Origin of the sequence: Streptomyces blattellae (assembly GCF_009709555.1) — a bacterium.
Classification (GTDB): Bacteria; Actinomycetota; Actinomycetes; order Streptomycetales; family Streptomycetaceae; genus Streptomyces; species Streptomyces blattellae.
Map to the genome: position 1 here is coordinate 107,598 of NZ_WJBG01000197.1, position 18,527 is coordinate 126,124.

Here is an 18,527-nt window from a genome sequence, read left to right on the forward strand (position 1 = left end):
CGAGTCAGTCTACGTCAGCGCACCCGGAAAGACGAATCGAGAGAGTCTGCCCCAACAGGCAGATCAATAAGCACCGGGGAGGTACGCGCTCAGGCCAGCGGATCCGGCGCGGCAACGATCCCGAGCTCCGCCAGCTTCGCCCGACCCCCGTCGGGAGACGTGAGCACCAGCGGCCCCTGCTCGGTCAGCGCGACGGAGTGCTCCCAGTGCGACGACCACGTGCCGTCCGTGGTGACGACCGTCCAGTCGTCCGAGAGCACCTCGGTCTTCGGCGTACCCAGCGACACCATCGGCTCGATGGCGAGGCAGAACCCGGGCACCAGCTTCGGCCCCTTGCCGCGCCGCTTCTCGACGTAGTTCAGCAGATGGGGATCCATGTGCATCTCCGTGCCGATGCCGTGGCCGCCGTAGTCCTCGATGATCCCGTAGCGCCCGCCGCCGGGCTTCGGCTGGCGGCGGATGTACGTCTCGATGGCACGGGAGACGTCCACGAGGCGATGCCCCTGCTTCATCGCCGCGATGCCCGCCCACATCGACTCCTCCGTCACCCGGGAGAGCTCGATCAGCTCCGGAGCATGACCGGAGCCCACGAAGGCGGTGTAGGCCGCGTCCCCGTGCCAGCCGTCGATGATCGCACCGGCGTCGACGGAGATGACGTCGCCGTCCTTGAGGACGACCTCGTCGGACGGGATGCCATGGACCACGACCTCGTTCACGGACGTGCAGATGGTGGCCGGGAAGCCGCCGTACCCGAGGAAGTTCGACTTGGCCCCGTGCTCGGCGATCACCTTCCGCGCGACCTCGTCCAGGTCCTTGGTGGAGGCACCCGGCACGGCCGCCTCGCGCGTCGCCGCGTGGATGGCGGCAACGACCAGCCCCGCCTCACGCATCCTGGCGATCTGCTCAGGGGACTTGATCTGGACCATGGCGGCGGGGGCCTTTCTGGAACGGAGGGAGGGGGCTGCTTCCACAACCATACGTGCGCGGCCTGTGTCCGCTCTCACGCAGTAGCCGCGGCCCCCTGACAGGGAACCGCGGCTACGTCACCGTACGAAGGACTACTTCTCGGCGCTCTCGCGCTTCAGCGCCTCCAACGCGCGACCCGTGACCTCGTCCACCGGGCCCATCGCGTTGATCGTCACGACCAGGCCCTGCGTCTTGTAGTAGTCGATGATCGGCTCGGTCTGCGTGTGGTAGACCTCCAGCCGCTTGCGGACGGTCTCCTCGGAGTCGTCGTCGCGCTGGTACAGCTCACCGCCGCAGACGTCGCAGACGCCCTCCTTCTTCGGCGAGCTGTTCGTCACGTGGAAGACGTGCGAAGAGTCCTTGCGGCAGACCCGTCGGCCGGCGATCCGCTTGACGACCTCTTCCTCGGGGGCCTCAAGATCGAGGACCGCGTCCAGCTTGACGTCCTCGGTCTCCAGCACCTCGTCCAGCGCCTCGGCCTGCGAGACATTGCGCGGGAAGCCGTCGAGCAGGAAGCCGTTCTCCGCGTCGGGCTGCTCCATGCGGTCCTTGGCCATCGCGATGGTGACCTCGTCCGGGACCAGGTTGCCGGCGTCCATGTAGGACTTCGCGAGTTTGCCGAGTTCCGTCTGCTGGCTGATGTTCGCGCGGAACAGGTCGCCCGTGGAGATGTGCGGGATGCGCAGCTTCTCGGCTAGGCGCGTGGCCTGCGTACCCTTACCGGCGCCCGGCGGCCCGACGAGGACGATTCGCATCAGCGGAGGAACCCTTCGTAATTGCGCTGCTGGAGCTGGCTCTCGATCTGCTTCACCGTCTCAAGACCGACACCCACGATGATCAGGATGCTGGTGCCGCCGAAGGGGAAGTTCTGGTTTGCCCCGAAACCAGCCAACGCCATTGTCGGAACGAGAGCGATCAGACCCAGGTACAGCGAACCCGGCCAGGTGATTCGGTTGAGCACGTACGACAGGTACTCAGCGGTCGGTCGGCCAGCCCGGATGCCCGGGATGAAGCCACCATACTTCTTCATGTTGTCGGCTACTTCTTCGGGGTTGAAGGAGATGGCCACGTAGAAGAACGCGAAGAACACGATGAGCAAGAAGTACAGAGTGATGTAAATCGGGTGGTCACCCCGGACCAGGTGTGACTCGATCCACGTTTTCCAGCTGGAATTACCGCCTGAGAACTGTGCGATCAGTGCCGGGATGTAGAGCAGCGACGAGGCGAAGATGACGGGAATCACACCCGCCTGGTTCACCTTGAGTGGAATGTACGTGGAGGTACCGCCGTAGGACCGGCGGCCGATCATCCGCTTCGCGTACTGCACGGGGATACGACGCTGCGCCTGCTCGACGAAGACCACCAGGCCGACCATGAACAGGCCGACGAGGACGACGGTGCCGAACTCGATCCAGCCGTCGGCCAGCGTGCCCTGCGTCTTGATGGTCCACAGCGCGGACGGGAAGGTCGCGGCGATCGAGATGAACATCAGGATCGACATGCCGTTGCCGATGCCGCGGTCGGTGACCAGCTCACCGAGCCACATCACGACGGCCGTACCGGCGGTCATGGTGACGACCATGGTGACGGTCACGAAGATCGACTGGTCCGGAACGATGTCGGAAGCCACGGAACAGCCCTGGAAGAGCGCGCCGGTGCGGGCGGTGGCCACCAGGCCGGTCCCCTGCAGGATGGCCAGCGCCACGGTCAGGTAGCGGGTGTACTGCGTGATCTTCGCTGTGCCGGCCGAGCCCTCCTTCTTCAGGGCCTCAAGCCGCGGGATCACCACCGTCAGCAGCTGCAGGATGATGCTCGCGGTGATGTACGGCATGATGCCGAGCGCGAAGATCGTGATCTGCAGCAGCGCGCCGCCGCTGAACATGTTGACCAGACCGAACAGCCCTTGGTTGGCGGAGGCCTGGTCGAGACAGGTCTGGACGTTGCGGTAGTCGACACCCGGGATCGGGATGTGCGTACCGATCCGGTAGATCACGATGATGCCGAGCGTGAAGAGCAGCTTCTTGCGCAGGTCGGGCGTCCTGAACGCCCGGGCGAACGCGGTGAGCACGGTGCCTCCTGCGACCCCCGCGCTTCTGCGTCAAGGGTGACGATTGTGAGAATCCGATGGATAACGACATACGTAACGGTCAACTGCCGCGCTGAGTGCCCCACGTGGCGCGCTCAGTAAAAGTTGGCAGTGCAGGCCACCTTACCCGCGGGACCGCCGCCCTTGGAACGACCAACCGGGGATACCCCATTTGTGGGTATCCCCGGTCGGGATCGCTCAAGTCATCAAGACGCCTGAGATGTTCAGACGAGCTCGGTGACGGTACCGCCGGCGGCGGTGATCTTCTCCTTGGCGGAGCCGGAGACGGCGTCGACCGTCACCTGCAGCGCCACGGAGATCTCGCCCTGGCCGAGGACCTTGACGAGGCTGTTCTTGCGAACGGCACCCTTGGCCACCAGACCCTCGACGGTGACCTCGCCACCCTCGGGATAGAGCGCGGCCAGCTTGTCGAGGTTCACGACCTGGTACTCGGTCTTGAACGGGTTCTTGAAGCCCTTCAGCTTCGGCAGACGCATGTGGAGGGGCATCTGCCCGCCCTCGAAGCGCTCCGGAACCTGGTAGCGGGCCTTGGTGCCCTTGGTACCACGACCGGCCGTCTTACCCTTCGACGCCTCACCACGACCCACACGGGTCTTGGCGGTCTTGGCGCCCGGGGCGGGACGGAGGTTGTGGATCTTCAGCGGGTTCTGCTCCGCCATGATCAGTCGACCTCCTCGACCGTCACGAGGTGGCGGACGGTGTGCACCATGCCGCGGAACTCGGGGCGGTCCTCCTTGACGACCACGTCGTTGACCCGCTTCAGGCCAAGCGAACGCAGGGTGTCACGGTGGTTCTGCTTGCTGCCGATGTACGACTTCGTCTGCGTGATCTTGAGCTGAGCCATTACGCAGCACCAGCCCCGGCACGCGCACGCAGCAGAGCCGCGGGAGCGACGTCCTCAAGCGGCAGACCACGGCGGGCCGCGATCTCCTCGGGACGCTGCAGACCCTTCAGGGCCTCCACGGTCGCGTGCACGATGTTGATCGCGTTGGACGAGCCGAGCGACTTCGACAGCACGTCGTGGATACCGGCGCACTCAAGCACGGCACGCACCGGACCACCGGCGATAACGCCGGTACCGGGCGACGCGGGCTTGAGCAGCACGACGCCGGCAGCCTTCTCACCCGTGATCGGGTGCGGGATGGTGCCCTGGATCCGGGGGACCTTGAAGAAGTGCTTCTTGGCCTCCTCAACGCCCTTGGCGATGGCGGCCGGCACCTCCTTGGCCTTGCCGTAACCGACACCCACGGTGCCGTCACCGTCGCCCACCACGACCAGCGCGGTGAAGCTGAAGCGACGACCACCCTTCACAACCTTGGCGACGCGGTTGATCGCGACGACGCGCTCAACGTACGCGGTCTTCTCGGCGGCAGCCGCACCGCCGTCACGGCCCTTCCGGTCCCGCCGCTCGCCGCCACCGGCACCGCCACCGCGGCGCTGGGGTCCAGCCATTGGAATTACCTCTCTCTGTTTCCGCTTGGTCGGAACCGGCTCAGAACTTGAGCCCGGCCTCGCGGGCGGCGTCCGCCAGAGCGGCGATGCGCCCGGCGTACTGGTTACCACCACGGTCGAATACGACGGCCTCGACACCGGCGGCCCTGGCGCGCTCGGCGACCAGGGCGCCGACCTGCTTGGCCTGCGCCGACTTGTCGCCCTCGGCGCCACGGATCGAGGTGTCCAGGGTGGACGCCGACGCCAGGGTGTGGCCCTTCAGGTCGTCGATCACCTGCGCCACGATGTGGCGGTTGGAGCGGGTCACGACCAGACGGGGACGCTCCGCGGTACCCGAGACCTTCTTGCGGATCCGGATGTGACGGCGCTTGATCGCGGCGCGCTTGTAGGCGTCGCCCTTGAGGATCTTCTGCCCGTATGCCATGGCTTACTTACCCGCCTTTCCGACCTTGCGGCGGATGACTTCGCCCTCGTACTTGACGCCCTTGGCCTTGTACGGGTCGGGCTTGCGCAGCTTGCGGATGTTGGCCGCAACCTCGCCGACCTTCTGCTTGTCGATGCCCTCGACCGAGAAGCGGGTCGGGTTCTCCACCTTGAAGGTGATGCCCTCGGGGGCCTCGACGGTGATCGGGTGGCTGTAGCCCAGAGCGAACTCCAGGTTCGAACCCTTGGCGGTCACTCGGTAACCGACACCGCTGATTTCGAGCTTCTTCACGTAACCCTGGGTCACGCCGGTGATCATGTTCGCCACCAGCGTGCGGGACAGGCCGTGCAGGGCCTTGTTCTGACGCTCGTCGTTGGGGCGGGTGACGCTCAGGACGCCGTCCTCACCCTTGGCGATCTCGATCGGCGCCGCGATGGTGTGGGACAGCGAACCCTTGGGGCCCTTGACCGACACCGTGCGGCCGTCGATGGTGACGTCCACGCCGGCGGGAACCGCGATGGGGAGCTTGCCGATGCGCGACATAGCTGTTTCCTCCGTTCCCTTCCGTTACCAGACGTAGGCGAGGACTTCTCCGCCTACGCCCTTCTTGCCGGCCTGCTTGTCGGTGAGGAGCCCGTGGGACGTGGAGATGATCGCCACGCCGAGGCCGCCGAGCACCTTCGGCAGGTTGGTGGACTTCGCGTAAACCCGGAGACCGGGCTTGGAGATCCGCTTGATGCCCGCGATGGAGCGCTCACGGTTGGGGCCGAACTTCAGCTCCAGGACGAGGTTCTTGCCGACCTCGGCGTCCTCGACCTTCCAGCCCGTGATGAAGCCCTCCTGCTGGAGGATCTCCGCGATGTGCGACTTGATCTTCGAGTGCGGCATCGCCACGGTGTCGTGGTACGCCGAGTTCGCGTTCCGCAGACGCGTAAGCATGTCTGCGATCGGATCAGTCATGGTCATGAATTGGCCTTCGGCCTCTCTCGCCGGGGTTTCCTGGTGCGCCATCCCTCTCCCCGATCCGAGACGGGACGGGTGCGGCGCGGTGGACCTACGGCGTAGTAAGCAAACGTTAGCGGGCAGCTGCCCGCGGGCGTACGGGCGTCAGGCGCCCAACCCTCCAAGCCTAAGCCATGGAGAGGTGGGCCCCTGACACTGCCCTTTACTTACCGAGAGCCTCTGGAATCCCGAAATACGGGATTACCAGGAGCTCTTGGTCACGCCCGGCAGCTCGCCACGGTGAGCCATCTCACGAAGGCACACGCGGCACAGGCCGAACTTGCGGTACACGGAGTGCGGACGGCCGCAGCGCTGGCAGCGGGTGTAGCCACGCACACCGAACTTGGGCTTGCGAGCAGCCTTGGCAATCAGAGCCTTCTTCGCCATCTCGCTCACGCCTCCTTGAAGGGGAAGCCGAGGTGACGAAGGAGCGCGCGGCCCTCAGCGTCGTTGGTCGCCGTGGTCACCACGGTGATGTCCATACCCCGGACGCGGTCGATCTTGTCCTGGTCGATCTCGTGGAACATGACCTGCTCGGTGAGACCGAAGGTGTAATTGCCACGGCCGTCGAACTGCTTGGGGGACAGACCACGGAAGTCGCGGATGCGCGGCAGCGCGAGCGACAGGGTGCGGTCCAGGAACTCCCACATGCGGTCGCCACGGAGCGTGACGTGGGCACCGATCGGCTGACCCTCACGCAGCTTGAACTGCGCGATGGACTTGCGGGCCTTGGTGACGGCCGGCTTCTGACCGGTGATCGTGGTGAGGTCGCGGATGGCGCCCTCGATCAGCTTGGAGTCGCGGGCGGCGTCGCCCACACCCATGTTGACCACGATCTTGACGAGGCCGGGGATCTGCATGACGTTCTCGTACTTGAACTCGTCACGCAGCTTGCCCGCGATCTCCTCGCGGTACTTCGTCTTCAGACGCGGAGTGGTGGTGGTAGCCATCAGATGTCCTCACCCGTCCGCTTGGCAACGCGGATCTTGTTGCCTTCGTCGTCGAAGCGGTAACCGACACGCGTGACGACCTTCTGACCGTCCTGCTCAACGACCAGCTGGACGTTGGAGACGTGGATCGGCGCCTCGGTCGTGACGATGCCGCCGGCCTGCGAACCGCGAGCGGTCGGACCGGCCTTGGTGTGCTTCTTGACCCGGTTGACACCCTCGACCAGGACACGGTCCTCGCGGGGGTAGGCCGCGATGACCTTGCCCTGCTTGCCCTTGTCCTTGCCGGTGATGACCTGGACCAGGTCGCCCTTCTTGATCTTCATGCTTACAGCACCTCCGGCGCGAGGGAGATGATCTTCATGAACTTCTTCTCGCGCAGCTCACGGCCGACCGGGCCGAAGATACGGGTGCCGCGAGGGTCGCCGTCGTTCTTCAGAATGACGGCGGCGTTCTCGTCGAAGCGGATGTACGAGCCGTCCGGACGGCGGCGCTCCTTGACGGTGCGAACGATGACCGCCTTGACGACGTCACCCTTCTTCACGTTGCCACCGGGGATCGCGTCCTTGACGGTGGCGACGATGACGTCACCGATGCCCGCGTAGCGGCGACCGGAGCCACCGAGCACACGGATGCAAAGGATCTCCTTCGCACCAGTGTTGTCGGCGACACGCAGTCGCGACTCCTGCTGGATCACGTCTATCTCCTGTTTGTCTGCCGGTTCCCGCAGGGCCCCTACGGGACGAACCTGCGAGCCTGGCGGAACCGTCCTGCGGGTAGCTCCCGCAGGAATTACTTGCGCCTCTTCAGGCGGAAACCCACGCCGGGGTCCGGGGCGGAGCCCCGGCGGGGGTCAGCGGGGGCCTGAAGCCCCCGCTTGTTACTTCGCCTTCTCGAGGATCTCGACGACGCGCCAGCGCTTCGTCGCGGACAGCGGCCGGGTCTCCATGAGGAGGACTCGGTCGCCGACGCCCGCGGCGTTCTGCTCGTCGTGCGCCTTGAGCTTGTTCGTACGGCGGATGACCTTGCCGTACAGCGCGTGCTTCACGCGGTCCTCGACGGCGACGACGACGGTCTTGTCCATCTTGTCGCTGACGACGAGACCCTCGCGGGTCTTGCGGAAGCCGCGCGCCTCTGCGGTCTGCTCAGTCACGTTGCTCTCACTCATCAGGCGTTCTCCACCGTTTCGATGCCCAGCTCACGCTCGCGCATCAGGGTGTAGATCCGCGCGATGTCCTTGCGGACCGCCTTGAGACGGCCGTGGTTCTCGAGCTGCCCGGTCGCCGCCTGGAAGCGGAGGTTGAACAGCTCTTCCTTGGCCTCGCGGAGCTTGTTGAGGAGCTCCTCGTTGCCCAGCTCGCGCAGCTCGGACGCCTTGGTACCGGCCGACATCACGCTTCACCTGCCTCGCGCTTGACGATCTTGCACTTCATCGGCAGCTTGTGAGCCGCACGGGTCAGGGCCTCACGCGCGATCTTCTCGTTGGGGTACGACAGCTCGAACATCACACGTCCGGGCTTGACGTTGGCCACCCACCACTCGGGAGAGCCCTTACCCGAACCCATGCGGGTCTCGGCGGGCTTCTTCGTCAGGGGGCGGTCCGGGTAAATGTTGATCCAGACCTTGCCGCCACGCTTGATGTGACGGGTCATGGCGATACGAGCCGCTTCGATCTGACGGTTCGTGACGTACGCCGGGGTCATCGCCTGGATGCCGTATTCGCCGAACGCAACCTGCGTTCCACCCTTGGACATACCAGAGCGCTTCGGGTGGTGCTGCTTGCGGTGCTTGACCCTACGGGGGATCAGCATGTCGGTCAGGCCTCCGTTCCGCCGGTAGAAGAGGACGCAGCCTCAGCCGGAGCGGCGGCAGCGGGAGCCTCGGCCTTGGGGGCCTCGGCGCCGGCAGCCTGCTGCGGCTTGCGACCGCGCCGCTCGCCACCGCGGCCACCACGGGCCGGGCGGTCGGAGCCGCCACCGCGGGCCGGGCGGTTACCCGCACGGGCGGCAGCGTTCTCAGCGCGGACCTCGGCGATGTTCTTGACGTCACCCTTGTAGATCCAGACCTTCACACCGATACGGCCGAAGGTCGTCTTGGCCTCGAAGAAGCCGTAGTCCACGTTCGCGCGGAGCGTGTGCAGGGGCACACGGCCCTCGCGGTAGAACTCCGAGCGGGACATCTCGGCGCCGCCGAGGCGGCCACCGCACTGGATCTTGATGCCCTTGGCGCCCGCCTTCATCGCCGACTGCATGCTCTTGCGCATGGCACGGCGGAAGGAGACACGGGAGGACAGCTGCTCGGCGACGGCCTGGGCCACGAGCTGAGCGTCCGTCTCCGGGTTCTTGACCTCAAGGATGTTCAGCTGGACCTGCTTGCCGGTCAGCTTCTCCAGGTCGCCGCGGATACGGTCGGCCTCGGCGCCGCGGCGGCCGATGACAATGCCCGGGCGAGCGGTGTGGATGTCCACCCGCACGCGGTCACGGGTGCGCTCGATCTCCACCTTCGAGATGCCGGCACGCTCCATGCCGGACGTCATCATCCGACGGATGGCGACGTCTTCCTTGACGTAGTCCTTGTACAGCTTGTCGGCGTACCAGCGCGACTTGAAGTCGGTCGTAACGCCGAGCCGGAACCCGTGCGGGTTTACCTTCTGGCCCATTACCGGGTTCCTTCCTTGCTGCTGACGACCACGGTGATGTGGCTGGTCCGCTTGCGGATCCGGTAGGCACGGCCCTGGGCGCGCGGACGGAACCGCTTCAGGGTCGGGCCCTCGTCGACGTACGCCTCGGAGATGAAGAGGCTGTCGGCGTCGGTGTGGTCGTAGTTGTGCGCGGCGTTGGCAATGGCGCTGTCGAGCACCTTGCCGACCGGCTCGGAGGCGGCCTGCGGAGCGAATCGCAGGACCGCCTGGGCCTCCGTGGCGTCCATGCCACGGATGAGGTCCACCACACGGCGGGCCTTCATGGGCGTGACGCGGATGTACCGCGCCTGGGCCCTGGCTTCCATGGTTGTCCCTTTCAGGTTTCTTTGTCTGAATGCGATCCGCGTTAGCGGCGCTTCGACTTCCGGTCGTCCTTGACGTGACCCCGGAAGGTACGCGTCGGCGAGAACTCGCCGAGCTTGTGGCCGACCATCGACTCGGTGACGAACACCGGGATGTGGGTCTTGCCGTTGTGCACCGCGAGCGTGTGGCCGAGCATGGCCGGCACGATCATGGAGCGACGGGACCAGGTCTTGATGACGTTCTTGGTGCCGGCTTCGTTCTGGGCGTCCACCTTCTTGATCAGGTGGTCGTCGACGAAGGGCCCCTTCTTAAGACTGCGCGGCATCTAAACCCGCTCCTAGCGCTTCTTGTTCGTCTTGCGGCGGCGGACGATGTACTTGTTCGACGCCTTCTTGGGCGAACGAGTACGTCCTTCCTTCTGACCCCAGGGGCTGACCGGGTGGCGACCACCGGAGGTCTTGCCCTCACCACCACCGTGCGGGTGGTCAACCGGGTTCATCGCCACACCGCGAACGGTCGGGCGGACGCCCAGCCAGCGCTTGCGGCCGGCCTTGCCCCAGTTGATGTTGGACTGCTCGGCGTTGCCGACCTCGCCGACGGTGGCGCGGCAGCGCACGTCGACCAGGCGGATCTCACCGGACGGCATACGGAGGTGGGCCATCTGGCCCTCCTTCGCGAGCAGCTGCACGGAGGCACCGGCGGAGCGGGCGAACTTGGCGCCGCCGCCCGGACGGAGCTCGATCGCGTGGATCGTGGTACCGACCGGGATGTTGCGCAGCGCCAGGTTGTTGCCCGGCTTGATGTCGGCACCGGGGCCGTTCTCGACCCGGTCGCCCTGCGACAGGTTGCGCGGGGCGAGGATGTAGCGCTTCTCGCCGTCCGCGTAGTGCAGCAGCGCGATGCGCGCGGTGCGGTTGGGGTCGTACTCGATGTGCGCGACCTTCGCCGGCACGCCGTCCTTGTCGTGACGACGGAAGTCGATCACGCGGTAGGCGCGCTTGTGGCCACCACCCTGGTGGCGGACGGTCACACGACCGGAGTTGTTACGGCCACCCTTGCTGTGCAGGGGGCGGACCAACGACTTCTCCGGCGTGGACCGCGTGACCTCGACGAAGTCGGCAACGCTGGAACCACGACGGCCCGGCGTAGTCGGCTTGTACTTGCGGATTCCCATTGTCTCTCAGTCCTCGGAAGTTTCCCGATTATCTGGACGCTCCGACCGCTTACGCGGTCGGACCGCCGAAGATGTCGATACGGTCGCCCTCAGCGAGGGTCACGATCGCGCGCTTGGTGGCCGCACGCTGGCCGAAGCCGGTGCGGGTCCGCTTGCGCTTGCCGGCGCGGTTGAGCGTGTTGACCCCGGTGACCTTGACGTCGAAGACCGCCTGGACGGCCTGCTTGATCTGGGTCTTGTTGGCACTCGGGTCGACCAGGAACGTGTACTTGTTCTCGTCGATGAGCGCGTAGCTCTTCTCGGACACGACCGGCTTCAGCAGGATGTCACGGGGGTCCGTGTACGCCTTGCTCGCCGGGGTGACGACGGTGTTCTTGCCCTCGGTGGCGTGGCGACGCGCCTTGGCGACGCGCGCGGCCTTGGCGGCCTTGGCCGCCTTGGAGGCAATGCTCGGGTGACGGACGGCCATCAGACCTCAGTCCCTTCGGTGTCGTTGGCCTTCGGGCCGGCGACGAAGGACTCGAGAGCGGCCTGGGTGAAGACCACGTCGTCCGAGACGATCACGTCGTACGTGTTCAGCTGGCCCGGCTCCAGGATGTGCACCTGGGGCAGGTTGCGGGCGGACAGCCACGCGGCCTCGTCGGCGCGCTCGATGACGAGCAGCAGGTTCTTGCGCTCGCTGATCTTGCCGAGGAGCGTCTTCGCGGCCTTCGTCGACGGGCTCTCGCCCTCGATGACGCCGGAGACGACGTGGATGCGGTTGTTGCGGGCCCGGTCGGTGAGGGCGTGGCGCAGGGCCGCGGCCTTCATCTTCTTCGGGGTCCGCTGCGAGTAGTCACGCGGCACGGGACCGTGCACGACGCCACCACCGGCGAACTGCGGCGCGCGGGTCGAGCCCTGACGGGCGCGGCCGGTGCCCTTCTGGCGGTAAGGCTTCTTGCCACCACCACGGACTTCGCCACGGGTCTTGGTCTTGTGCGTGCCCTGACGGGCAGCCGCGTTCTGCGCGACGACGACCTGGTGGATCAGCGGGATGCTGACCTTCTCCACGCCGAAGATCTCCGCGGGGAGTTCGACGCTTCCGGTCTTCTCGCCGGCAGGCGAAAGGATGTCAACAGTGCTCATCGGTACCTCAGGCCCCCTTGGCCGCGGTGCGGACCAGGACGAGGCCGCCGTTCGGACCGGGGACAGCGCCCTTGATGAGCAGCAGACCCTTCTCCGCGTCAACGGCGTGGACGGTCAGGTTCTGGGTGGTGACCCGCTCGTTGCCCATGCGACCCGCCATGCGGAGGCCCTTGAACACACGGCCCGGGGTGGCGCAGCCACCGATGGAACCGGGAGAGCGGTGCTTGCGCTGGGTGCCGTGTCCGGCGCCGAGGCCCTTGAAGTTGTGACGCTTCATGACACCGGCGAAGCCCTTGCCCTTGCTCTTGCCGGTGACGTCGACCTTCACGCCGGCCTCGAACACCTCGGCGGTGATCTCCTGGCCCAGGGTGTACTCGGCGGCGTCCGCGGTGCGGATCTCGACGAGGTGGCGGCGCGGGGTGACGTCGGCCTTGGCGAAGTGGCCCTTGAGGGGCTTGTTCACCTTGCGCGGGTCGATCTCGCCGAAGGCGATCTGGACCGACTCGTAGCCGTCACTGTCGTTCGTACGGACCTGGGTCACGACGTTCGGGCCGGCCTTGACGACGGTGACCGGAACAACACGGTTGTTCTCGTCCCACACCTGCGTCATGCCGAGCTTCTCGCCCAGGATGCCCTTGATCTGCTTGGTCATTCTCAGCTCACCGACCCTCAGAGCTTGATCTCGATGTCGACACCGGCCGGGAGGTCGAGTCGCATCAGAGAGTCAACGGTCTTGGGGGTGGGGTCGAGAATGTCGATCAGGCGCTTGTGCGTGCGCATCTCGAAGTGCTCGCGCGAGTCCTTGTACTTGTGCGGCGACTTGATGACGCAGTACACGTTCTTCTCAGTGGGCAGCGGCACCGGGCCCGCGACCGACGCACCAGTGCGGGTCACCGTCTCGACGATCTTCTTCGCCGAGGAGTCGATGACCTCGTGGTCGTAGGCCTTGAGCCGGATGCGGATCTTCTGTCCCGCCATGGCTACTCAGTAGTCCTTTGTCTCGTAACGCTCTGGAACCCGGTGTTCCTGACGTCCCGCTCCGACCCACGCGGTCGGGCGTGTCGCGCTTTCGCTGACACAGATGTCCCTTGTTCGAACATCCCTTGCCTGAGAAAGAGAATCACCGGGTGCCTGGTCGGTGCCGCACCTTGCTTCCCGAAAGATTCCCGTACGTCCGCCCCAGCGCTGCCTTACGGCAGTTAGGGCGACGAGTACTGTGGGACTCGCTTCCGGTCCTCCCGGCGGGAGGCGCGCAGCATCAACACTCGACCGAGCAACTCGGACAGTCTGCCATATGGGGCAGGGCGCTGGCCAATCGAGCCGGAGAGAATACCCCGAGCGTGGCGCAGGTCAAACACCGACGCCGCGTCAGGCCGCGCGCTGGAAGCCCCGCAGCCGTACGAAGGACGAGTCAAGGCCCTTCTTCAGGGCCCGTGCCGCCGGGCGTTCCACGAACCGGTGCACCAGCCAGCTCAGCACCATGAACCCGGCGATGAGGCAGGCCACCAGCAGCCGGGGGTCCATCGTGTCGTGCAGGCGGCTGATGAGGACCGTACCGGCGACGTAGTGCACGAGGTAGAGCGGATAGGTCAGGCAGCCCGCCGTCGCCAGCCACTTCCACTGGATGCGGTCGGTGTGGCCGAGGGCGAGGGCGACCATGAACAGCATGAAGGCGGTGAAGACGACCACCGCGCCGCGCCAGCTGCTCACGCCCTCGTGCCCCACGCGCTCCCCCAGCTCCAGCTGGCCCATGAGCCAGGCCATCGCGAGGATGCCCCACAGGAGCAGGTCCTGGCCGAAGCGGTGCATGAGGTAGAGGGCGAGGCCGGCGATGAAGTACCAGGCGGCGCTCGGATCTGCGACCAGGACGAGGAGCGGGAACTGGGAGATGGGGGCGAGCATCGCGGCCGCGCCCCAGACGCAGCAGAAGATGACGACCCGGCGGTACGTCAGTCCCATGGCGACGACGATGAGGAACAGCAGATAGAACCGCAGCTCCGACCAGAGGGTCCAGTACACGCCGTCGACGTGCGGCACGCCCGAACCCGCTTGCAGCATCGTCAGGTTGAACAGCACCTTCCGCATCGACAGCCGCTCCCACACCCCGGGCATGAGCACCAGCACGGCGGTCGTGAAGAGGACCGCGAACCAGTAGGCCGGGTAGAGACGGATCACCCGGGACACGAAGAAGTCCTTCGGGGTACGGCCCCAGCACGACATGCAGATCACGAAGCCGCTGATCACGAAGAAGATCTCGACGCCGATCCAGCCGAAGGACGCGACGCGGAACACCGTCGGCATGATCTCCGACACCGGGCGGTCCCAGATCACGTTGTCCGGCCGGTCGACCCGGCTCGTGCCGACGAAGTGGTGCACCACCACCATCAGGGCGGCGAGCAGGCGGATGCCGTCGAGGACGTAGAGCCGAGGGCGCTGCCGCACGGCGCGGGTGGTCCGGGCCGGGTTCGGCACGGTGGTCGCTGGTGGTGGGCGCTCGGCCACCACGGCCGGCATCGGTACCGACAATCGGCTGCGCACACCCTGCATCAAAGACCTAGCCATCCTGGGTAGTTGCTCGGGGCCCGTCGGCCACGGACGACCATTCACGCTACGGCTCTACGTTCCGCCCCACCGAAGCAGAAAAGGACATTGCTCGCCCAGGCGTTTCAAAATTGCCGGAACTCTCGCCAATCCACCTCACAACGTTCGACCAGGTTTCATCTGGCAACAGCACAGCCATCGGAATTGTTCGAATGCAAAAGGGGCCCGCACGACCGAAGTCGTGCGGGCCCCTTCAGAGGCCTACCGGGTCAGATCACTTGTTGATCTTGGTGACCTGGCCGGCGCCCACGGTCCGGCCACCCTCACGGATGGCGAACTTCAGGCCCTCCTCCATGGCGACGGGCTGGATGAGCTCCACCTTCATCTCGGTGTTGTCACCCGGCATGACCATCTCGGTGCCCTCGGGGAGGGTCACCACGCCGGTCACGTCCGTCGTACGGAAGTAGAACTGCGGGCGGTAGTTGTTGAAGAACGGCGTGTGGCGGCCACCCTCGTCCTTGGACAGGATGTAGGCCTGCGCCTCGAACTCGGTGTGCGGGGTGACCGAGCCCGGCTTGATGATGACCTGGCCGCGCTCGACGTCCTCGCGCTTGATGCCGCGGAGCAGCAGACCGACGTTCTCACCGGCCTGGCCCTCGTCGAGCAGCTTGCGGAACATCTCGATGCCGGTGACCGTGGTGGTGGTCTTCTCCTGCTTGATGCCCACGATGTCGACGGTCTCGTTGACCTTCAGGACACCACGCTCGATACGGCCGGTGACGACCGTACCGCGACCGGTGATCGTGAAGACGTCCTCGATCGGCATGAGGAACGGCTTGTCGACGTCACGCTCGGGCTGCGGGATGTTCTCGTCCACGGCCTGCATCAGGTTGAGGACCGACTGGCCCCACTCCTTGTCGCCCTCAAGGGCCTTGAGCGCCGAGACCTTGACGACCGGCAGGTCGTCGCCCGGGAACTCGTACTCGGAGAGCAGCTCACGGACCTCAAGCTCGACGAGCTCAAGGATCTCCTCGTCGTCCACCATGTCGGCCTTGTTCAGGGCGACGACGATGTACGGAACGCCGACCTGGCGGGCCAGGAGCACGTGCTCCTTGGTCTGCGGCATCGGGCCGTCGGTGGCGGCGACCACGAGGATGGCGCCGTCCATCTGGGCAGCACCGGTGATCATGTTCTTGATGTAGTCCGCGTGACCGGGGCAGTCGACGTGGGCGTAGTGACGCGTCTCCGTCTGGTACTCGACGTGCGCGATGGAGATGGTGATACCGCGCTGGCGCTCCTCAGGAGCCTTGTCGATCTGGTCGAAGGCCGAGGCCTCGTTCAGGTCCGGGTACGCGTCGTGCAGCACCTTGGTAATGGCGGCCGTGAGGGTCGTCTTACCGTGGTCGATGTGACCGATGGTGCCGATGTTGACGTGCGGCTTAGTCCGCTCGAACTTCGCCTTCGCCACTGGGGTCCTCCTGTGGAGTGGTTCTGAACGCCTTGCTTCATCGGCGCCAGGTGATCTTTGCTGGAAAGCCCGGGCCCGGGGCATTCTCACCACGATTGCGGCGGAATGCCCCCTAAGGCTCCGGAGTCAAGCCTAGAGCGTGTGAACGCGGTGCGTTACTCGCCCTTGGCCTTCGCGATGATCTCCTCGGCGACGTTCCGCGGAACCTCGGCGTAGGAGTCGAACTGCATCGAGTAGCTTGCGCGACCCGACGTCTTGCTGCGGAGGTCTCCGACGTAGCCGAACATCTCCGAGAGGGGCACGAGACCCTTCACGACGCGGGCACCGGCCCGCTCCTCCATGGCCTGGATCTGGCCACGGCGGGAGTTGATGTCGCCGATGACCTCACCCATGTAGTCCTCGGGCGTGGTGACCTCGACGGCCATCATCGGCTCAAGCAGCACGGGGCTGGCCTTGCGCGCGGCCTCCTTGAAGGCCTGCGAACCGGCGATCTTGAAGGCGAGTTCGGAGGAGTCGACCTCGTGGTAGGCGCCGTCGATGAGCGTGACGCGGACGCCCGTCATCTCGTACCCGGCGAGGATGCCGAACTGCATGGCCTCCTGCGCACCGGCGTCGACCGAAGGGATGTACTCCTTCGGGATACGACCACCGGTCACCTTGTTCACGAACTCGTACGACGCGTCGCCGCCCTCGATGGGCTCGATCGCGATCTGCACCTTGGCGAACTGACCGGTACCACCGGTCTGCTTCTTGTGCGTGTAGTCCACGCGCTCGACGGCCTTGCGGATCGTCTCGCGGTACGCGACCTGCGGCTTGCCGACGTTGGCCTCGACCTTGAACTCACGGCGCATACGGTCGACCAGCACCTCCAGGTGCAGTTCGCCCATACCGCCGATGATGGTCTGGCCGGTCTCCTCGTCCGAGTGGACCTGGAAGGACGGGTCCTCCTCGGCCAGGCGCTGGATCGCGACGCCCAGCTTCTCCTGGTCGCCCTTCGACTTGGGCTCGATGGCGACCTGGATGACCGGCGCCGGGAAGTCCATGGACTCCAGGATCACCGGCTGCTTGTCGTCGCACAGCGTCTCACCGGTCGTGGTCTGCTTCAGACCCATGACGGCGATGATGTCGCCGGCGCCCACCGAGTCGATCTCCTCACGCTTGTTCGCGTGCATGCGGTAGATCTTGCCGATGCGCTCCTTCTTGCCCTTGACGGAGTTCAGCACCGAGGTGCCGGACTCCAGGCGGCCCGAGTAGACCCGGACGAAGGTGAGCTTGCCGAGGTGCGGGTCGCTCATGATCTTGAACGCCAGCGCGGACAGCGGCTCCTCGTCGGTCGGCTTGCGCTTGACGACCGTCTCCGGGTCCTTCACGTCGTGGCCCTCGATGGCCTCGACGTCCAGGGGGGAGGGGAGGTAACGCACGACCGCGTCGAGCAGGGGCTGGACACCCTTGTTCTTGAACGCGGTGCCGCAGAACACCGGGGTGACCGTGGTGTCCTGAGACTTGCCGGACGCGATGGTGATACGGCGGATCGCGGCGTACAGCTGCTCCACGGACGGCTCCTGGCCCTCCAGGTACAGCTCCATGATCTCTTCGTCGTTCTCGGCCACGGCCTCAAGCAGCTTGCCGCGGTACTCCTCGGCAGCCTCGGCGTGCGTGTCCGGGATGTCGACGACGTCGTACATCTCGCCCTTGGTCGCCTCGGCGGACCACACGAACGCCTTCATCTGGACCAGGTCCACGACGCCCTTGAAGTCGGCCTCGGCACCGATCGGGAGCTGCATGACGATCGGCTGCGCGCCCAGGCGGTCCGAGATCATGTCCACGCAGCGGTGGAACTCGGCGCCCGTGCGGTCGAGCTTGTTGACGAAGCAGATGCGCGGAACGCCGTAGCGGTCCGCCTGACGCCACACCGTCTCGGACTGGGGCTCAACGCCGGCGACGCCGTCGAACACCGTCACGGCACCGTCGAGCACGCGCAGGGAGCGCTCCACCTCGACGGTGAAGTCGACGTGGCCCGGGGTGTCGATGATGTTGATGGTGTGGTCGACGTCTTCCAGCGGCCAGTGACAGGTGGTGGCAGCAGAGGTGATCGTGATGCCACGCTCCTGCTCCTGCTCCATCCAGTCCATGGTGGCAGCGCCGTCGTGGACCTCACCGATCTTGTACGAAACGCCGGTGTAGAACAGGATCCGCTCGGTGGTGGTCGTCTTGCCCGCGTCGATGTGGGCCATGATCCCGATGTTGCGGACCCTGGCCAGGTCAAGCGAAGTGGTAGCCATAAGGCTTCAGTCTTCTCTCGGTCTCGATGGGGTCT

The 18,527-nt window shown here is 65.9% G+C and carries 27 protein-coding genes; all 27 read right to left on the bottom strand.

Annotation, left to right across the window (positions count from 1 at the left end):
• Positions 1 to 89 precede the first annotated feature (89 nt).
• Positions 90 to 926 (bottom strand): type I methionyl aminopeptidase, encoded by an 837-nt coding sequence (gene map, locus GFH49_RS26780; RefSeq protein ID WP_155058641.1) that lies wholly within the window; start codon positions 924 to 926, stop codon positions 90 to 92.
• Between the two features lie 132 nt (positions 927 to 1,058).
• Positions 1,059 to 1,721 (bottom strand): adenylate kinase, encoded by a 663-nt coding sequence (locus tag GFH49_RS26785; RefSeq protein ID WP_155058642.1) that lies wholly within the window; start codon positions 1,719 to 1,721, stop codon positions 1,059 to 1,061.
• Complete coding sequence (gene secY, locus GFH49_RS26790; protein ID WP_155058643.1) at positions 1,721 to 3,034, bottom strand: preprotein translocase subunit SecY; 1,314 nt, start codon at positions 3,032 to 3,034, stop codon at positions 1,721 to 1,723. The genes GFH49_RS26785 and secY overlap by 1 nt, the downstream gene beginning before the upstream one ends.
• 242 nt (positions 3,035 to 3,276) lie before the next feature.
• Positions 3,277 to 3,732, bottom strand: a complete 456-nt coding sequence (rplO, locus tag GFH49_RS26795; RefSeq protein WP_014674382.1) for a 50S ribosomal protein L15 — start codon at positions 3,730 to 3,732, stop codon at positions 3,277 to 3,279.
• Between the two features lie 2 nt (positions 3,733 to 3,734).
• Positions 3,735 to 3,917 carry a 50S ribosomal protein L30 gene (gene rpmD / locus GFH49_RS26800; protein ID WP_119102573.1) on the bottom strand — a complete coding sequence of 61 codons (183 nt, stop codon included), beginning with the start codon at positions 3,915 to 3,917 and terminating at the stop codon, positions 3,735 to 3,737.
• Positions 3,917 to 4,525 carry a 30S ribosomal protein S5 gene (gene rpsE, locus GFH49_RS26805; RefSeq protein WP_030671799.1) on the bottom strand — a complete coding sequence of 203 codons (609 nt, stop codon included), beginning with the start codon at positions 4,523 to 4,525 and terminating at the stop codon, positions 3,917 to 3,919. The genes rpmD and rpsE overlap by 1 nt, the downstream gene beginning before the upstream one ends.
• Positions 4,526 to 4,565: 40 nt before the next feature.
• On the bottom strand, positions 4,566 to 4,949 hold the full coding sequence (rplR, locus tag GFH49_RS26810; RefSeq protein ID WP_155058644.1) for a 50S ribosomal protein L18: 384 nt from the start codon (positions 4,947 to 4,949) through the stop codon (positions 4,566 to 4,568).
• A 3-nt stretch (positions 4,950 to 4,952) separates the two neighbouring features.
• A complete protein-coding gene (rplF, locus tag GFH49_RS26815; RefSeq protein ID WP_155058645.1) occupies positions 4,953 to 5,492 on the bottom strand; it encodes a 50S ribosomal protein L6 in 540 nt (179 codons plus the stop codon).
• Between the two features lie 24 nt (positions 5,493 to 5,516).
• Positions 5,517 to 5,915 (bottom strand): 30S ribosomal protein S8, encoded by a 399-nt coding sequence (rpsH, locus tag GFH49_RS26820; protein WP_015658459.1) that lies wholly within the window; start codon positions 5,913 to 5,915, stop codon positions 5,517 to 5,519.
• 237 nt (positions 5,916 to 6,152) lie between these two features.
• Complete coding sequence (locus tag GFH49_RS26825; RefSeq protein ID WP_003948630.1) at positions 6,153 to 6,338, bottom strand: type Z 30S ribosomal protein S14; 186 nt, start codon at positions 6,336 to 6,338, stop codon at positions 6,153 to 6,155.
• Positions 6,339 to 6,343: 5 nt separating this feature from the next.
• The gene (gene rplE / locus GFH49_RS26830) at positions 6,344 to 6,901 is read right to left on the bottom strand and encodes a 50S ribosomal protein L5 (RefSeq protein WP_007494758.1); all 558 of its coding nucleotides are present in this window, start codon (positions 6,899 to 6,901) and stop codon (positions 6,344 to 6,346) included.
• A complete protein-coding gene (gene rplX / locus GFH49_RS26835; protein ID WP_155058646.1) occupies positions 6,901 to 7,224 on the bottom strand; it encodes a 50S ribosomal protein L24 in 324 nt (107 codons plus the stop codon). Before rplX ends, rplE begins: the two co-directional genes overlap by 1 nt.
• A 2-nt stretch (positions 7,225 to 7,226) precedes the next feature.
• Positions 7,227 to 7,595, bottom strand: a complete 369-nt coding sequence (gene rplN / locus GFH49_RS26840) for a 50S ribosomal protein L14 (RefSeq protein WP_003998823.1) — start codon at positions 7,593 to 7,595, stop codon at positions 7,227 to 7,229.
• 183 nt (positions 7,596 to 7,778) lie between these two features.
• A complete protein-coding gene (gene rpsQ, locus GFH49_RS26845) occupies positions 7,779 to 8,066 on the bottom strand; it encodes a 30S ribosomal protein S17 (RefSeq protein ID WP_003992363.1) in 288 nt (95 codons plus the stop codon).
• The gene (gene rpmC, locus GFH49_RS26850) at positions 8,066 to 8,290 is read right to left on the bottom strand and encodes a 50S ribosomal protein L29 (protein WP_059079052.1); all 225 of its coding nucleotides are present in this window, start codon (positions 8,288 to 8,290) and stop codon (positions 8,066 to 8,068) included. Before rpmC ends, rpsQ begins: the two co-directional genes overlap by 1 nt.
• The gene (gene rplP, locus GFH49_RS26855; RefSeq protein WP_155058647.1) at positions 8,290 to 8,709 is read right to left on the bottom strand and encodes a 50S ribosomal protein L16; all 420 of its coding nucleotides are present in this window, start codon (positions 8,707 to 8,709) and stop codon (positions 8,290 to 8,292) included. Before rplP ends, rpmC begins: the two co-directional genes overlap by 1 nt.
• Positions 8,710 to 8,714: 5 nt before the next feature.
• On the bottom strand, positions 8,715 to 9,557 hold the full coding sequence (gene rpsC, locus GFH49_RS26860) for a 30S ribosomal protein S3 (RefSeq protein ID WP_155058648.1): 843 nt from the start codon (positions 9,555 to 9,557) through the stop codon (positions 8,715 to 8,717).
• Positions 9,557 to 9,904 (bottom strand): 50S ribosomal protein L22, encoded by a 348-nt coding sequence (gene rplV, locus GFH49_RS26865; RefSeq protein ID WP_155058649.1) that lies wholly within the window; start codon positions 9,902 to 9,904, stop codon positions 9,557 to 9,559. The genes rpsC and rplV overlap by 1 nt, the downstream gene beginning before the upstream one ends.
• 41 nt (positions 9,905 to 9,945) lie before the next feature.
• A complete protein-coding gene (gene rpsS / locus GFH49_RS26870) occupies positions 9,946 to 10,227 on the bottom strand; it encodes a 30S ribosomal protein S19 (RefSeq protein ID WP_003992359.1) in 282 nt (93 codons plus the stop codon).
• 12 nt (positions 10,228 to 10,239) lie between these two features.
• Positions 10,240 to 11,076: a 50S ribosomal protein L2 gene (gene rplB, locus GFH49_RS26875; RefSeq protein ID WP_055614926.1), complete on the bottom strand. Its 837-nt coding sequence runs from the start codon at positions 11,074 to 11,076 to the stop codon at positions 10,240 to 10,242.
• 49 nt (positions 11,077 to 11,125) lie between these two features.
• Entirely contained in the window at positions 11,126 to 11,545 is a 420-nt protein-coding gene (gene rplW, locus GFH49_RS26880) for a 50S ribosomal protein L23 (RefSeq protein WP_155058650.1), read from the bottom strand.
• A complete protein-coding gene (gene rplD / locus GFH49_RS26885; RefSeq protein ID WP_155058651.1) occupies positions 11,545 to 12,201 on the bottom strand; it encodes a 50S ribosomal protein L4 in 657 nt (218 codons plus the stop codon). The genes rplW and rplD overlap by 1 nt, the downstream gene beginning before the upstream one ends.
• A gap of 7 nt (positions 12,202 to 12,208) precedes the next feature.
• The gene (rplC, locus tag GFH49_RS26890; protein ID WP_155058652.1) at positions 12,209 to 12,853 is read right to left on the bottom strand and encodes a 50S ribosomal protein L3; all 645 of its coding nucleotides are present in this window, start codon (positions 12,851 to 12,853) and stop codon (positions 12,209 to 12,211) included.
• Between the two features lie 17 nt (positions 12,854 to 12,870).
• Positions 12,871 to 13,179 (bottom strand): 30S ribosomal protein S10, encoded by a 309-nt coding sequence (rpsJ, locus tag GFH49_RS26895; RefSeq protein WP_003948644.1) that lies wholly within the window; start codon positions 13,177 to 13,179, stop codon positions 12,871 to 12,873.
• Positions 13,180 to 13,569: 390 nt separating this feature from the next.
• Positions 13,570 to 14,748, bottom strand: a complete 1,179-nt coding sequence (locus GFH49_RS26900) for an acyltransferase family protein (protein ID WP_155058688.1) — start codon at positions 14,746 to 14,748, stop codon at positions 13,570 to 13,572.
• A 268-nt stretch (positions 14,749 to 15,016) separates the two neighbouring features.
• Positions 15,017 to 16,210: an elongation factor Tu gene (gene tuf / locus GFH49_RS26905; RefSeq protein WP_155058653.1), complete on the bottom strand. Its 1,194-nt coding sequence runs from the start codon at positions 16,208 to 16,210 to the stop codon at positions 15,017 to 15,019.
• A 155-nt stretch (positions 16,211 to 16,365) separates the two neighbouring features.
• Positions 16,366 to 18,492 carry an elongation factor G gene (fusA, locus tag GFH49_RS26910; protein WP_155058654.1) on the bottom strand — a complete coding sequence of 709 codons (2,127 nt, stop codon included), beginning with the start codon at positions 18,490 to 18,492 and terminating at the stop codon, positions 16,366 to 16,368.
• Positions 18,493 to 18,527: the final 35 nt, after the last annotated feature.